We start from the raw sequence: 14,183 nt of genomic DNA, 5'->3' as shown, positions 1-14,183 counted from the left end.
GTAAGAGGATCGGCAGGACGGGCGGCCGGGTGCAGCGGAATCCACACCACGATGGGTGGTCCACAGATCCGCTGCCGGGCTGTCCTGCCGCCCTCCCGTGGGCTGCGCTGGCGCGGTGTCCACTGCCAGCCGCGCCGCCGGTCCCGTCCCTGCCCGTCCGCTCGTCGTCAGCACCGACCCGCTGCTGCTCGACGACCTGCTCCGGCTGCTGGCCGCCGCCGGCAGCACCGGTGAGCTGACCAGCGGCGGGGGGCCGCTGCGCCGCGCGCACCGCGACGCGCCGCTGGTGCTGCTCGGCGCCGAGGTGCTGGGCAGCGCCGCGGTGCGCGCGCTGCCCCGGAGGCCCGGGCTGCTGGTCGTGGCCGTCGGTGACCCGGGGCCGGAGGTGTGGCCGGCGGCGGTCGAGCTGGGCGCCGAGCGGGTGGTGGTGCTGCCGCGGGACGAGACGTGGCTGGTCGAGCGGGTCGCCGCCGCCGTGCGGGCACCGGCCCGGCCGGGGTGGCTGGCCGCGGTGGGCTCGGCCTGCGGCGGCGCCGGTGCCAGCACCCTGGCCACCGCGCTGGCCCTCACCGCCCGCGCCCGGGCCGGCGACGACGTGCTGCTCGTCGACGGTGACGGCTGGGGTGCGGGTCTGGACCTGCTGCTCGGCGCGGAGCGGGCACCCGGGCTGCGCTGGCCCGAGCTGGCGGGGGTCAGCGGACGGGTCGCCGGCCCGGCGCTGGCCGCCGCGCTCCCGGAGGCCGCCGGGGTCGCCGTCCTCGCCGCCTCCCGCGAGCAGCCGCAGCCGGTGGGCACCGAGGCGTTGCTCGCGGTGGCCGCCGGCGCCCGGGACAGCGGCTGCGGCGTGGTGGTCGACCTGCCGGCGCACAGCGACGGCGCCGGGGAGCTGCTGGCCGAGGCGGACCTGTCGGTGCTGGTGGTCCCGGCCCGGCTCCGCGCATCGGCGGCCGCCCGCGCCCTGGTCCGGGGCCCGGACGGCGAGCCACGGCCCTGGTCGGCCGCCCTGCTGGTGTGCCGCCCGGTCCCCGGCGGGCTGACCCGCGCGCAGGTGGCCGACGTGGTCGGCCGGCCGGTCTTCGCCGAGCTGGCCGCCGACCGGTCGGCGGTGGCCCGCAGCGAGCGGGGCGAACCGCCGTCGATCGCCGCGCGCGCCCCGTTCGGGGTCCTCGGCCGGCTGCTGCTGGCCCAGCTGCCGGGGCGTGCGGCGTGAGCGCGGAGGTCGCGTCGCCGCTGGTCGAGCGGGTCCGGGCGCGGCTCGCCGCCGCCTCCGGGCCGCCCAGCCCGGCCGCGGTCGCCGCGCTGGTCCGGGAGGAGTCCGGCGGACTGCTCGGCGACCGGGGGGTGCTGGACGCCGTCCGGGCCGCGACCGACGAGCTGTCCGGGGCCGGCGCGCTGGAGCCGCTGCTGCGCACCCCCGGGGTGACCGACGTGCTGGTCAACGGGCCGGACTCGGTGTGGATCGACCGGGGGAGCGGCCTGGAGCCGGTCGACGTCCGGTTCGTCGACGAGGGCGCCGTCCGCCGGCTCGCGGTGCGCCTGGCGGCGTCGGCGGGCCGGCGGCTGGACGACGCGTCCCCGTGGGTGGACGCCGGGCTGCCGGACGGCACCCGGCTGCACGCGGTGCTGCCACCGGTGTCCGGGTCGGGCACCTGCCTGTCGCTGCGCGTGCTGCGCCGGGCGGTGCTGTCCTTCGCCGACCTGGCCGCGCGCGACGCCTTCCCAGGTGCCGCCGCCGACCTGCTGGTGGCCGCGGTGCGGGCCCGGCTGGCGTTCCTGGTGACCGGTGGCACGGGCACCGGCAAGACCACGGTGCTCTCCGCGCTGCTCGGCCTGGCCGACCCGGGCGACCGGGTGGTGCTCTGCGAGGACGCCCCGGAGCTGACGCCCCAGCACCGGCACGTCGTCCGGCTGCTCACCCGGCCGCCGAACGTGGAGGCCGCCGGTGCCGTGACGCTGCGCGACCTGGTCCGGCAGGCGCTGCGCATGCGGCCGGACCGGTTGGTGGTCGGTGAGGTGCGCGGTGCCGAGGTGGTCGACCTGCTGGCGGCGCTGAACACCGGGCACGACGGTGGCTGCGGCACGGTGCACGTCAACCGTGCCGCGGACCTGCCGGCCCGGCTGGAGGCCCTCGGCGGTGCGGCCGGGCTGGGCCGGGCGGCGGTGCACAGCCAGGCCGCGGCCGCGCTGTCCCTGGTGGTGCACCTGCGGCGGGGGCCGGCCGGGCGGCACGTGGCCGAGCTGGGCGTCGTGCGGCGGCGCGGGGAGCTGATCGAGGTCGCGGCCGGCTGGCGCGCGGACGGCGGCGACTGCCCGGCCCGGTCGGAGCTGGCCGACCTGCTCGGCGTGCGGGTGCCCGGGTGAGCCCGGCGCTGCTCTGCCTGGCGCTCGGGCTGCTGGCCTGGCCGTCCGGTGCCCGTCCCGGGCGACTCGCCCCGCGTCGCGGCGCCGGGGCCGGTCGCACGCCGGGCGCCGTGCTGGCCGGCCGCGGCAGGGTGCTGGTCCCGGCCGTGGCGGCTGTCGTCGCCGGCGCACTGGTCTCCACCCCGGTCGTGGCCGCACTGGCCGGGGTGTGCGCCGGGTCCGTCGGCCGGGCCGTCCAGGCGCGACGCCGCGCAGCGGCCGAGCAGCGTCGCACCCGGGCGCTGGTGGAGGCGCTGGGCGTGCTGACGGCCGAGGTGCGCGCCGGCCGTTCCCTGGCGGAGGCGACCGGCGCGGCCGTCGACGGGTGTCCGGACCCGGCGACCGCGACGGCGCTGGGGCCGGTGCTGCGCCTGGGGGATCCACCACCGGACGGGACGGACGGCGGGGACGCCGCGGCGCTGGCCCGGATCGCGGCGGCGGTGCGGCTCAGCGCGCACACCGGCTGCTCGCTGGCCGGGGTGCTGACCGCCGTGGAGGACGACCTGCGGGCGCGGCTACGGGCCGAGGAGGAGCTGCGGTCGGCCGTGGCCGGCCCGCGGGCCAGCGCGGCCGTGCTCGCCGGGCTGCCGGTGCTGGGCCTGCTGATGGGCAGCGGGGTCGGTGCCGACCCGTGGCGGGTGCTCACCACCACGGCGCCCGGCACCGCGCTGCTGGTCGTCGGGGTCGGCCTGGAGCTGGCCGGCACGGCCTGGTCGGCGCACCTGGTCCGGCGGGCGGTGCAGCGGTGAGCCGGCGGTGCTGACCGCGGCCGCCGTCGGGGCGCTGGCCGGGGCCCTGCTGCTGTGGGAGCCGACCGGGGCGGTCCGCCGGGACCGGCTGGAGGCCGTCGCGCCCCGCCCGCGACGCGCCGCCCCCCGGAGCCGCGAGCCGGACCGGCCGCCCGGGACGGCGCGACGCTGGGCCGAGGCCGCGATGGCCGGAGTGGCCGTCTTCCTCCTGCTCGGCGGCGGGACCCCGGCCGCGGTGCTGGCGGCCGTCGCGACGGGGCTCGCCGAGCGGCTGTTGCGCCGGGCCGGCGCGGCACCGGAGGACCCCGAGCGGCTCGCCCGGGACCTGCCGGTGGCCTGCGACCTGCTCGCCGTCTGCCTCACCGCCGGCACCCCGGTGGGTGCTGCGGTGGCCGCGGTCGGCGGCTCGGTGACCGGGCCGCTCGGCGAGCGGCTGGTCGCCGTCGGCGGGCTGTACCGCCTGGGCGCCGCCCCACGGCAGGCCTGGGCGGGGGTGCCGCCGCCGGTCGACGCGCTGGCGCGGGTGGTGGTGCGGGCGGGGGAGTCCGGGTCGGCCGTCGTCCCGGCCCTGCAGCGGCTGGCCGGGGACCTGCGCGCCGGCCAGCACAGCCGGGTCGAGGCCGCCGTCCGCCGGGCGGGGGTGTGGGTGCTGGCGCCGCTGGGGCTCTGCTTCCTGCCCGCCTTCCTCTGCCTGGGCGTCGTGCCACTCGTCCTGGGCATCGCCGCGGACGTCTTCTGAGGCCGTCCGCTGACCGGCGTCCACAACGGAGCTCGCGGTCCACAGCTGTCCGGCAGCCCTGGGCGGCCGGGGCCGGGGGCCACAGGCTCGGTCCCGACGGGCCGGCGGTCGGCCCGCGGGGAGGGGACGTGGCGATGGAGATCCAGGAGCAGAGCGGGACGACGACCGGGCGGGGAGCGCTCGCGCGGCGCTGGGTGCGCGCCCGGGTGCGGGAGGAGGACGGGATGAGCACTGCGGAGTACGCCGTGGGCACGGTCGCGGCCTGCGCCTTCGCCGCGGTGCTCTACCAGGTGGTCACCGGCGGCTCGGTCGTGTCGGCGCTGGGTGAGCTGGTGCAGTCGGCGCTCGCCACGCTGTCCTGAGTCGACGTGTCGACACGTCGACACCGGACGGCGGCCGGTCGGTACGACCGCGAGGCGGGGATGGTCACCGCCGAGACCGCGGTGGTGCTGCCGGTGCTGCTGATGGTCCTGGCCGGGGCGGTGGCGGCGGTCGTGGTGGTGGGGGCCCAGCTGCGCTGTGTGGACGCGGCCCGGGAGGGCACGCGGGCGGCGGCCCGTGGCGACGCGGACGGCCGGGTGGTGGAGCTGGCGGCCGCCGCCGCGCCGGACGGTGCCCGGACCGACGTGGCGGGGGACGGGGAGACGGTGCGGGTCACCGTCTCCGCCACGGTCTCCCCACTGGGCCCGCTGCCCTGGCGGGTCGAGGTGACCGCCTCCGCCACCGCGGTGCGGGAGCCGGCCGCGGGCGGCGGACCGTGACCGGCCCCCGGCCGGCGGACGACGGGGAGCGCGGGTCGGCCACCGTGTGGACCGTCGCCCTGGCCGCGGTGCTGGCCCTGATCGGCGCAGCGACCGTCCTGGTCGGTGCCGCCGTGGTGGCGCGGCACCGGGCCACCACGGCGGCCGACCTGGCGGCGCTCGCGGCCGCCGGCAGCGCCGTGCAGGGCGATCCGGCCGCGTGCCTGGTGGCCGGTGAGGTCGCCGGGGCGAACAGCGCCGTCCTCGACTCCTGCCGGCTCGCCGCCGGTGCCGTGGTCGAGGTGCGGGTGCACGTGCCGGTGCGCCTGGGCCCGCTCGGCGTGCTGGACGCCCACGCGCGCGCCCGTGCCGGCCCCGCACCTCCGGAGCCTCCGCCGGTGGGAGTGGCCGCCCGTGGCCGGCCGACCACCTCGGGCGCCGAACCGCCCTCCGGGCCCCCCGGCCCCGTGATCGACGCCCTCAGGCCGGGAGGAGCTGGGCGTCCTGCAGCCGGGCGTAGGTGCCGCCGCTGCTCACCAGGTCCTCGTGCGAGCCGACCTCGACCACCCGTCCGGCGTCCAGGACGACGATGCGGTCGGCGTGCCGGATCGTGGACAGCCGGTGGGCGATGACCAGGCACGTGCGGTCGTGCCGCAGCGTCGCCAGCGCCTGCTGGACGAGCATGGACGTGCGCGAGTCGACCGAGCTCGTCGCCTCGTCGAGGACCAGGACGCTCGGCTCGGCGACGAAGGCGCGGGCGATCGTGATGAGCTGCCGTTCGCCGGCCGACAGGTTCTGCCCGTCGACCTCCAGGAGCGTGTCCAGCCCGTCGGGCAGCGCATCGGCGAACTGCTCGACGCCGGCCAGGCGGGCAGCTCGCTCCACGTCCGCGCGGTCGGCGCCGTGCCGGCCGTAGGCGATGTTGTCGGCGATGCTGCCGGCGAACAGCCAGGTGTCCTGCAGGACCAGGCCGAACCGCGAGCGGAGGTCGGCCCGGTCCAGCCCGGCGATGTCCTGGCCGTCGAGCACGATGCGGCCGCGGTCGGGCTCGTGGAAGCGCAGCAGGAGGTTGACCAGCGTCGTCTTGCCGGCACCGGTCGGGCCCACGATCGCCACCGTCTCGCCGGGCTCGGCGCGGAACGTGAGGCCACGGAGGACGGGGCGGGCGGGGTCGTAGCCGAACTCCACGTCCTGGAACTCGATCCGTCCCACCGTCGGCCGGTCGGTGGGCACGCCGGCGTCCTCCTCGGGGCCGTCGAGGAACTCGAGCACCCGCTGCGCGGAGGCGACACCGGACTGCAGCTCGTTGAGCAACCCGGAGATCGCACTGATCGGCTGGGAGAACTGGCGGCTGTACTGCACGAAGGCCTGTACGTCCCCGATGGTCATCGTCCCGGTGGCCACCCGGAGCCCGCCGACGACGCAGATCACGACGTAGGAGAGGTTGCCGAGGAAGGCCATCACCGGCACCGCCAGCCCGCTGAGCGCCTGGGCGCGGAAGCTCTCCTCGGCGAGCCGGTCGTTGCGCCGCACGAAGTCGGCCACGTGGGCGTCGCCCCGGTGGAAGGCCGTGCTGACCTCGTGACCGGTGATGCTGTCCTCCACGGTCGTGGTCAGTTCCCCCAGCTGCTGCCACTGCGCGATGAAGCGCCCCTGCGACCGGCGCATCAGCAGCCGGGTGGCCAGCAGCGCCAGGGGCAGCGTCGCCAGGGTCGCGGCGGTCAGCACGGGGGACAGGTAGAGCATCGCCCCCAGGACCCCGGCCACCGTGAGCACCGCCGTGAGCAGCTGCCCCAGGCACTGGGTCATCGAGACGGTGACGTTGTCGATGTCGTTGGTGACCCGGGACAGCAGGTCGCCGCGGCCCCGCGCGTCCGCGGTGGCCACCGGGGTCAGGTTGATCTTCCGTTCCGCGCGGTCCCGCAGGTCGCGCATGACGAGGTGCAGGGCGACGTTCATCTGCCGGGCCGCGAGCAGCTGCACCCCGCTGGCGGCGCAGTAGACCAGCACGGCCAGCATCAGCAGCCGGGCCAGGCCGTCGAAGTCGATCCCCTGCCCGGGGACCAGGCCGGTGCCCGACACCACGCCGGCCAGCGCGTCCTGCCCGGAGGCGCGCAACTGCTCGACCACCTCGGCACGGGTGGCGTCCGCGGGCAGCCGTGAGCCCAGCAGGCCCTCGACGATGAGGTCCGTGGCACGCGCCAGCACGAGTGGCCCGACCGCCGTCAGCGCGACCCCGACCGCGGTGAGCACGGCGATGACGGCGACCCGGACCCGCACCGGACGCATCAGGGCGAGGAACCCCCGCACCGCAGGGGTGGGGCTGGTCGTCACGCGGGCACCTCCGTGAGGCTCTGGGAGTCCACGAACTCCAGGTAGGTGGGGCAGTCGTCGAGCAGCTGCTCGTGGGTCCCGTGGCCGACGACCGCCCCCCGGTCGAGCACGACGATCCGGTCGGCCCGCCGCACGCTGCTCAGCCGCTGCGAGACGCTGAGCACCCCCGCGTCGCGGGTCCACTCGCGCAGGGCGGTGAGCAGCGCCGCCTCGGTGCACGCGTCCAGGGCGCACGTGGCGTCGTCGAGCAGGTAGTGGTCCGGGCGGGCCACGAGCGCGCGGGCCAGGCAGATCCGCTGCCGCTGCCCCCCGGACAGGGTCGTGCCGCCGGCGAGGACGGGTGCGTCCAGTCCACCCGGCAGCGCGGCCACGACGTCGTCCACCTGGGCGGTGCGCAGCGCCGACCAGAGCAGGTCGTCGTCGGCCTCCGGTGCGCCGTACCGCAGGTTGCTGGCGATGGTGCCGGCGAACAGGTGGGCTCGCTGGGGAACCAGGGCCACGCGGCGGCGGGCGGAGCACAGGTCGGTCTGGTCGAGGTCGGTGCCGTCGAGGCGGGCCGACCCGCTGGTCAGGCGCAGCTGCCGGGAGAGCACCTGCAGCAACGTGGTCTTCCCGGAGCCGGTGGAGCCCACGACGGCGACGTGCTCCCCGGGGCGCAGGGTGAGGTCCACGTCCCGCAGCACGGGCTGCTCGGCGCCCGGGCGGTGCAGCGTGGCGTGCCGGAGCTCGAGGCCGGAGCCGGGGGTCGCCCAGGGACGTGGTCGCGCCGGCTGCTGCAGGTCCGGTTCGACGTCCAGCAGCTCGCGCAGCCGGGCGGCGGACACGCGGGCGCGGGGCAGCTGCATGACGATGGCCGAGGCCATCAGCACCGCCGACATCAACTGCAGCAGGTAGGCGATGAACGCCGTGACCGACCCGATGCCCATGTCGCCGGCGGCCACGCGGTGGCCGCCGAACCACACCACGGCCACCGAGGCCAGGCTCAGCAGGAGCGCGACGACCGGCCCGAGGGAGAGGTAGAGCCCGCCGACCCCGCGTGAGGTGCGGATGAGGGCGTCGTTGGCCTCGTCGAAGCGTCGTTGCTCGTGGCGTTCGCGGGTGGCGGCCCGGACGACGCGCAGCCCGGTCAGCTGCTCGCGCAGCACCCCGTTGACCTGGTCGATCTGCTCCTGCAGCCGACGGTGCCCGGGCAGCGACAGCCAGGCGAAGCCGACGACGACGGCGACCAGTGCGGGCACCGCGACCGCCATCAGCCAGGCCAGCCCGGGCTCCTCGCGCACCCCCATGACCACGGCGCCGACCGCGGTCAGCGGCACGCTCACCAGCACGGTGCAGACGGTGAGCACGAGCATCTGCACCTGGGTCACGTCGTTGCCCGAGCGGGTGATCAGCGAGGCCGGCCCGAAGCGGCGGACCTCCCCGGCCCCGAACCGCATGACCTGGGTGAACACGTCCGCGCGCAGGTCGCGCCCGACCAGGACGGCGATCCGCGAGCCGAGTGCCATCGCCAGGGCGGCGACCACCAGCTGGCCGAGGCTGAGCGCGAGCATCCAGCCGCCCAGCCGCCAGATGGTGGCCTGGTCCCCCTGCGCCACCCCGTCGTCGATCAGGTCGGCGTTCAGCCGCGGGAGCAGCAGCGTGCCGGCGACACCGGCCACGTGCAGCAGCCCGAGGAGGACCAGCGGGGCCGCGTGACGTCGCACGTGGGGCCGGAGGAGGGTCAGCACGGTCGGGCTCCGTCCTGGTCGGGGAGGCGGTCTGGCCGCCGCGGGCGGGGTGGTCGCGGCACCGGGCCCGGTTCCCACGCTAGGGACGCCCGGGCGGTCCCGGATCCGGCTCGGGGGCGAGGTCCGGGCTCGTCAGGTGGGAGGAGGGGCGGGTGCGCGGCTCCGTCCACAGGGGGAGGGCCGCCGCGGTCCGGGCCGGTGCGGGGGAGCCGCAGACGCGACCGGGGCGGCCCCACCGAGGTGGGGCCGCCCCGGAGGCGGGTGCGCGGAACGGTCAGCAGCCGTGCTCGATCGTGTTGTCCACGGAGGCGGCCGACGCCGCGGAGGCGGTGGCGGCGCAGAACGACGAGGACGTGGTGATCGTCGTGGTGGGCGAGATGGCCGGGGCGTCGCCCTGGGTGGCGCCGAGCTCGGTCACGTCGGTGTAGGCGGCGTAGCCGGCGATCAGGTCGTGGGTGCTCATCGGGTCTCCTGGGAGGGCTCGGGCCCGGGACGGCGTCCGTGGCGGACGCCGTCCCGCGGCATCACGATGGGGCTGTCAGCAGCCGTGGTCGAAGGTGTTGTCGACGCTGGCGCCGACCGACGCGGCCGAGGTGGCCACGCAGAAGGACGACGACGTGGTGATCGTCGTGGTGGGCGAGATGGCCGGGGCGTCGCCCTGGGTGGCGCCGAGCTCGGTGGCGTCGGTGTAGGCGGCGTAACCGGCGATCAGGTCCGAGGTGCTCATCTGCTTCTCCTCTGTCGTGATGACTCGGAGGGCGGGAACCCTCCCCGAGGCCCTGTTGACCTCATGGCGAGAAAGCTATGAGCCGGCGGTGTGACCGCTCATCGTCCGTGCGGACCATCTCGGCGCCTCCTCCGTCCTCACGAGACCGGTGCGCGTGGGGGACCGCGGCCGGCCCGATCGCGCCGTCGCCGTCGCCGTCGCCGTCGCCGTCAGCCGGTCTCCGGCGCGGCGGTCCCCCGGTCGGGACGGGGGCCCCACGCACGACAGCGCCACGACCCCCGGCCGGGGGTCGTGGCGCTGTCGGGTGCGCGGAGGGTGCTGGTCAGCAGCCCTTCGAGACGGTGAAGTAGATCGAGGCGCCGACGCTGGCCGCGCACGGGTTCGACGAGGTGGTGGCGGTCGTCGGGGTCACCGCGGCGGCCTCCTCGACCGCGGCGAGCTCGCTGGGGTCGGTGTAGGCGGCGTAGCCGGCGATCAGGTCCTGGGTGTCCATCGCGTGCTCCTCGGTCCGGTGCGGTTCGGCTGTCGTCCTGCACTCACCACGCTAGGGAGGGGGCGACCGCCGGGCATCGGTCACGCGGACGATCCCTCGACCTCGTCGGGACGGCGGACGTCGGTGCCGGTGACCGCCGCCGCCGGTGCCGCGACGAGGTCGATCAGCGCCGAGGGGGACAGGTGGCGCTCGCCGGCGGCGGCGACCTCGGCCGGTCGCAGGGTGGCCGCGATTCCGGCCTGCCGGGCCCACAGGTCCAGGGTGTCCCCGCCGAACACCACCGACGCCCCGGCCCCCGCGAGGGCGGCCGGGGTCGCCATGCCGACGGTGACCGCGTTGGTCGAGTACCGCACCGCGGCGCGCAGCTCGTCCTCGCCGGGTCCGTCGCGCCGCAGGTCGGCGACGGTGTCGAGCACCGTGGCGTGCACGGCGTCGAGCCGGTCGACCGGGCACTCCAGCATCAGCACGAACGTCGCCGCCGTGGCCAGCACCTCGAAGCCGGTGCTGACCCCGTACACGTCGCCGCGGCGTTCGCGCAGCTCCTGGTTGAGCCGGGAGCCGAAGTAGCCGCCCAGCACCATGCCGAACTGGAGCAGCGCCGGGTGGTCGGGGTGCTGCCGTTGCGGGGCCGGCGACCAGAGCCGCACGGAGGCGGTGACCTCGTCGTCGCCGACCGGGACGAGCAGGCGCGGCACCTGCCGCGGCCCCGGGTCGCCCGGTGCCGGCGGGGCGGGGGCGCCGGGCCCGGCCGTGTCGAGCACGTCCCGCAGGGGGCCGACGGCGTCGGGCCAGCGACGCCCGCCGTCGGTGCCCAGGTCGCCGACCACCACGACGGTGGCCCCGTCCAGGGTCAGCCGGGCGTGCGCCGAGCGCGCCAGGGCATCGGGGTCGAGCTCGCCGTCCTCCTCGAGCCGTGCCAGGTCCTCGGCTGTCGGCAGCGGGTGGGCGTAGGGGTGCCCGGGACCCCAGCGACTGCGGGCGAGGACCCGGTGCACCTCGGTCTCGCGGTGCGCGGCAGCCCGGGTCAGCCGGGTGCGCTCGGCCCGGACGGCCTCGGCGACGGCGGTCGGCGTGAACGCCGGGGCGAGCACCCGGCCGACCAGGTCCTCGAGCGCCCAGCGCAGCTGGTCCGGCGGCACGGTGGCGCTGACGGTGACCCGGTCGACGCCACCGCCCGAGCTGACGCCGGCGCCGTGCTCGAGCATCCGCTCGTCGTGCGCGGCGAACCCGGCGTCGGTGGGGCCGAGGGGCAGCAGCCGCCCGAGCAGGTGGGCGAGCACCGCCGTCCGGGGGTCGGTGCGCAGCACCGGCAGCACCAGGCGCAGTTCGGTGAGGTCGGCGCCGGCCCAGTCGACCGCGACCAGGTCGGTCCCGCCGGCGGTGCGCTCGTGGTGGTGCGGTGGGAGCCTCACGGCGCCTCCCCGGTGCCGGCCGGCTCCACCAGCACGGAGGCGACGTGCTGGTCGAGGAGGTGCTCGGCGGCGTCGGCCAGCAGGTCGCGGTCCAGGGCGGCGGCGGGGTCGAGGGACTCGTCCAGCCGGGCGTCGCCGTACAGCAGCTGGCAGGCGCCCAGGCGCCGGGCCCGGTGCCCGAGCCGCTCGGCGCGCTGGTGCTGCACCAGCCGCAGGCGGGCGGCGGCGGTGCGCAGCACCGGCGGGGCCGGTGCGCGCCGACCCCACTGGGCCAGCAGGTCGCGCATGCCGGCGGTGAGCTGCCCACCGGTGACGCCTGGCCGGGGATGGGTGGAGAGCACCAGCGCGTCGGGGCTGCGGGCGTCGGCGGGGACGCCGTACCAGCCGCTCCGGGCGGTCAGCCGCAGCTCCGGCGCGTGCACCGGCAGCAGCAGGGTCAGTGCCGTGCACGCCGCGTGCAGCGCGGGTGAGCGCACCGGGTCGGGCAGCCGGAACCCCACCGCCCACACCGGCTCGGGCACGTTCCGGGCGGCCCGGACCTCGTGCCGGTCGGCCGTCAGGAGGGGCTCGTCGAGCCCGGTGGGGGGCAGCGGTCCCGTTCCGCGCCGCGGCACGGCGGCCAGCAGCTCGCGCGCCGCGTCGGCCGAGGCGGTCACGTCGCCCTCCAGCGTCACCACGACGCGACGCGGGTCGTACCAGGTGTCGAAGAAGCGCGCGCAGTCCTCGACCGTGACCTCCGCGAGCGCCGACACGTCCCCGTAGCCGTCGTGGGTGTTGCGGGGGGAGGGGTACATGACCGGGGGCAGGTACAGCCACGGGAAGCCGCCGTAGGGCGCGCCGGTGACCTGCTGGGCGACCTCGGCACGGATGACGTCGACCTGCGTGGCGAGGGTGTCGGGGGCCAGCCGTGGCCCGGCCAGCCGGTCGGCCTCCAGCCCGACGACGTCGGGCACCGCCTCGGCGGGCACGACGTCGAACAGCTCGGTGTGGTCCAGCCGGGTGTGCCCTCCGACGCGGCCGCCGACCGCCTCGACGGCGGCGAAGTGGCCGCCCGGCTCCACGTGCGCGCTGCCGGCGAACATCAGGTGCTCGAAGAGGTGGGCGAGCCCGGACCAGGCGGCCGGCTCGGCGCGGGAGCCGACGCCCACGTGCACGGCCACGGTCGCGACGCCCGCGGTGACCGCGGGCGCCACGACCAGGGTGAGGCCGTTGGGGAGCGTCTCGACCGACGGCGTCGGTCGCGCGGTCACTCGCTGATCACGGTGGTGTAGACGACGGTGACCATGGCGATGTCCACCGCGCTCATCGCGGCGGGTGCCGGCGTGCTCGCGGGCGCGCGCTCGGACAGCTGCTCGAGCGCGGTGCGCTCCGCCCGGCCGAGTCCACCGCGCAGGTGCAGCCGGGACTTGACCAGCAGCCTGGCGAGCACTGCGGCACGGGGGTCGGCCTCCGCCCCGGGGCCGGTGAGGTGCTCGAGCAGGGCCTGCCGGACGGCGGGGTCGACGGTGTTGGTCGAGTAGGGGATCAGCCCGGCCAGGCGCTTGCGGTCCTGGACCAGGACGCCGCGGGCGGCCGCCTCGGCCTGCTGGGTGTCCAGCGCGCCGTCGCGCCGCTTGACCCAGGTGGCGATGTCGGTCGCGCGGCCGGCCAGCTGGGTCGTCAGCTCGCGGATCCAGGCCCGGTCGCTGGCGGCGGGGCCGTCGACGACCAGCTGGTCGCCGTCCGGGCCGGTCACCCGGGCGTGGCCGCCGGCGATCAGCTCGGCCACCTCCGCGGCGGCGGTGAGTGCACCGGGCTTGGCCGTCTCGTAGGGCCGCCCGTTGTCGGCGTGCAGGAAGGCCATCAGGGCCTCGGGGACGGTCAGCTCGGGGGTGTGCACGTGCGGGCTCATGTCAGGACGCTCCTGTCGTCGAGTGGTTCGACCTGGTCGTCGTGCGGATGTGCCGTGGTGCGGATGTGCCGTGGTGCGGATGTGCCGTGGTGCGGATGTGCCGTGGTGCGGGTCTGCGGTGGTGCGGGACGTGCGGTGGTGCGTCTGGTGCGGTGGTGCGGATGGCGGTCGGTGGCGGCTACTCGCCGGGGTCGGCCTGGTGCCGCAGGCGCCAGGCGACCAGGAACGAGGGCCCTGCGGCGGCCGGCAGGAAGGCGGCCAGCACGAGCTGGTGCGCCTGGAGGAGCAGCTGGTCGTGGCCCCGTTCGGCGAGCTGGCCGGCCACCGCGAGGACCACGTAGAGCACGAGGGCGGCGACGAGGGCGGCGACGTAGCCGGCGTTGCGGGCCACGTTGCGCTGGGCCAGCTCGTACTCGTCGACCTCGTGGGCGCGGCGTTCGGCGATGTCCCTGGTGAGCACGCGAGCACCGGCCCATGCCGCGCCCAGCACCGCGAGGCTCACCACCCACGCCGGGGAGTAGGCCTCCCCGGCCACGCTGAGTGCGGTCAGGGCCAGCCATGCCGCCACGCCCGTGAGGACGACGCCGGTGGCCCGACGGGCGGCGGGGTGTGTTGCCTCGGGCCGGGTGGTCACTGGTCACCTCTCGGGTCGGTCTGTCGGTAGCCGGCGGTGATCGACCGGAACGGCGCGCGGCTGAACAGCGCCTCGACCGGGAGGTCGAACACCTCGCAGATGCTCATCGCCAGCTGCAGGCTCGGGTAGTGGTCGCCACGTTCCAGCGCGCCGATCGTCTGCGGGTTCACCCCGACCAGCCGGGCCAGCTCCGCGCGGGACATCCCGACCTCGGCTCGGACCACGTTGACGCGGTTGTGGATGCGGCGCGGTTCGCCGTCCTTCCGAGTCCGTTCGGCCATGCGCTGACGTTATCCCGCGGTTCATGCCCCAGACAAGACGAACCGAGATGTTCTTC

At 77.1% G+C, this 14,183-nt stretch carries 16 protein-coding genes and 1 pseudogene; 7 read left to right on the top strand and 10 right to left on the bottom strand.

Annotation, left to right across the window (positions count from 1 at the left end):
* Positions 1-115 precede the first annotated feature (115 nt).
* From ssd to HLA93_RS21755, 7 genes and pseudogenes are all read left to right on the top strand, one after another.
* A complete protein-coding gene (gene ssd / locus HLA93_RS01985) occupies positions 116-1,210 on the top strand; it encodes a septum site-determining protein Ssd (RefSeq protein ID WP_222192540.1) in 1,095 nt (364 codons plus the stop codon).
* Entirely contained in the window at positions 1,207-2,361 is a 1,155-nt protein-coding gene (locus HLA93_RS01980; protein WP_222192538.1) for a TadA family conjugal transfer-associated ATPase, read from the top strand. Before ssd ends, HLA93_RS01980 begins: the two co-directional genes overlap by 4 nt.
* Entirely contained in the window at positions 2,358-3,149 is a 792-nt protein-coding gene (locus tag HLA93_RS01975) for a type II secretion system F family protein (RefSeq protein WP_222192537.1), read from the top strand. Before HLA93_RS01980 ends, HLA93_RS01975 begins: the two co-directional genes overlap by 4 nt.
* 7 nt (positions 3,150-3,156) lie before the next feature.
* Positions 3,157-3,888 carry a type II secretion system F family protein gene (locus HLA93_RS01970; RefSeq protein WP_308127899.1) on the top strand — a complete coding sequence of 244 codons (732 nt, stop codon included), beginning with the start codon at positions 3,157-3,159 and terminating at the stop codon, positions 3,886-3,888.
* Between the two features lie 134 nt (positions 3,889-4,022).
* Complete coding sequence (locus tag HLA93_RS01965; protein WP_222192994.1) at positions 4,023-4,250, top strand: DUF4244 domain-containing protein; 228 nt, start codon at positions 4,023-4,025, stop codon at positions 4,248-4,250.
* A 6-nt stretch (positions 4,251-4,256) separates the two neighbouring features.
* The gene (locus HLA93_RS01960; RefSeq protein ID WP_308127898.1) at positions 4,257-4,649 is read left to right on the top strand and encodes a TadE family type IV pilus minor pilin; all 393 of its coding nucleotides are present in this window, start codon (positions 4,257-4,259) and stop codon (positions 4,647-4,649) included.
* Positions 4,646-4,993: pseudogene (locus HLA93_RS21755) on the top strand (Rv3654c family TadE-like protein); the annotation flags it as partial. The gene HLA93_RS01960 and the pseudogene HLA93_RS21755, both read left to right, overlap by 4 nt.
* Positions 4,994-5,108: 115 nt before the next feature.
* Here HLA93_RS21755 and HLA93_RS01955 read toward each other — a convergent pair.
* From HLA93_RS01955 to HLA93_RS01910, 10 genes are all read right to left on the bottom strand, one after another.
* Positions 5,109-6,962, bottom strand: coding sequence for an ABC transporter ATP-binding protein (locus HLA93_RS01955; protein WP_222192535.1), 1,854 nt, complete (start codon positions 6,960-6,962; stop codon positions 5,109-5,111).
* Positions 6,959-8,665 (bottom strand): ABC transporter ATP-binding protein, encoded by a 1,707-nt coding sequence (locus tag HLA93_RS01950; protein WP_222192533.1) that lies wholly within the window; start codon positions 8,663-8,665, stop codon positions 6,959-6,961. The genes HLA93_RS01955 and HLA93_RS01950 overlap by 4 nt, the downstream gene beginning before the upstream one ends.
* A gap of 298 nt (positions 8,666-8,963) precedes the next feature.
* Positions 8,964-9,152 (bottom strand): LxmA leader domain family RiPP, encoded by a 189-nt coding sequence (locus tag HLA93_RS01945; protein WP_222192532.1) that lies wholly within the window; start codon positions 9,150-9,152, stop codon positions 8,964-8,966.
* A 75-nt stretch (positions 9,153-9,227) separates the two neighbouring features.
* Complete coding sequence (locus HLA93_RS01940) at positions 9,228-9,416, bottom strand: LxmA leader domain family RiPP (protein ID WP_222192531.1); 189 nt, start codon at positions 9,414-9,416, stop codon at positions 9,228-9,230.
* Between the two features lie 322 nt (positions 9,417-9,738).
* Positions 9,739-9,909 carry an LxmA leader domain family RiPP gene (locus HLA93_RS01935; protein WP_222192529.1) on the bottom strand — a complete coding sequence of 57 codons (171 nt, stop codon included), beginning with the start codon at positions 9,907-9,909 and terminating at the stop codon, positions 9,739-9,741.
* Between the two features lie 80 nt (positions 9,910-9,989).
* Positions 9,990-11,321 (bottom strand): M16 family metallopeptidase, encoded by a 1,332-nt coding sequence (locus HLA93_RS01930; RefSeq protein ID WP_222192527.1) that lies wholly within the window; start codon positions 11,319-11,321, stop codon positions 9,990-9,992.
* Positions 11,318-12,571: a M16 family metallopeptidase gene (locus HLA93_RS01925; RefSeq protein WP_222192526.1), complete on the bottom strand. Its 1,254-nt coding sequence runs from the start codon at positions 12,569-12,571 to the stop codon at positions 11,318-11,320. The genes HLA93_RS01930 and HLA93_RS01925 overlap by 4 nt, the downstream gene beginning before the upstream one ends.
* Positions 12,568-13,212: a GPP34 family phosphoprotein gene (locus HLA93_RS01920; RefSeq protein ID WP_222192524.1), complete on the bottom strand. Its 645-nt coding sequence runs from the start codon at positions 13,210-13,212 to the stop codon at positions 12,568-12,570. Before HLA93_RS01920 ends, HLA93_RS01925 begins: the two co-directional genes overlap by 4 nt.
* A gap of 178 nt (positions 13,213-13,390) precedes the next feature.
* Positions 13,391-13,846 carry a hypothetical protein gene (locus HLA93_RS01915; protein WP_222192522.1) on the bottom strand — a complete coding sequence of 152 codons (456 nt, stop codon included), beginning with the start codon at positions 13,844-13,846 and terminating at the stop codon, positions 13,391-13,393.
* Complete coding sequence (locus HLA93_RS01910; RefSeq protein WP_222192521.1) at positions 13,843-14,127, bottom strand: helix-turn-helix transcriptional regulator; 285 nt, start codon at positions 14,125-14,127, stop codon at positions 13,843-13,845. Before HLA93_RS01910 ends, HLA93_RS01915 begins: the two co-directional genes overlap by 4 nt.
* Between the last annotated feature and the right edge of the window lie 56 nt (positions 14,128-14,183).

It is taken from the genome of Modestobacter italicus, assembly GCF_019799965.1.
Classification (GTDB): domain Bacteria; phylum Actinomycetota; class Actinomycetes; order Mycobacteriales; family Geodermatophilaceae; genus Modestobacter; species Modestobacter italicus_A.
This window is presented reverse-complemented; position numbering and strand designations above follow the sequence as displayed.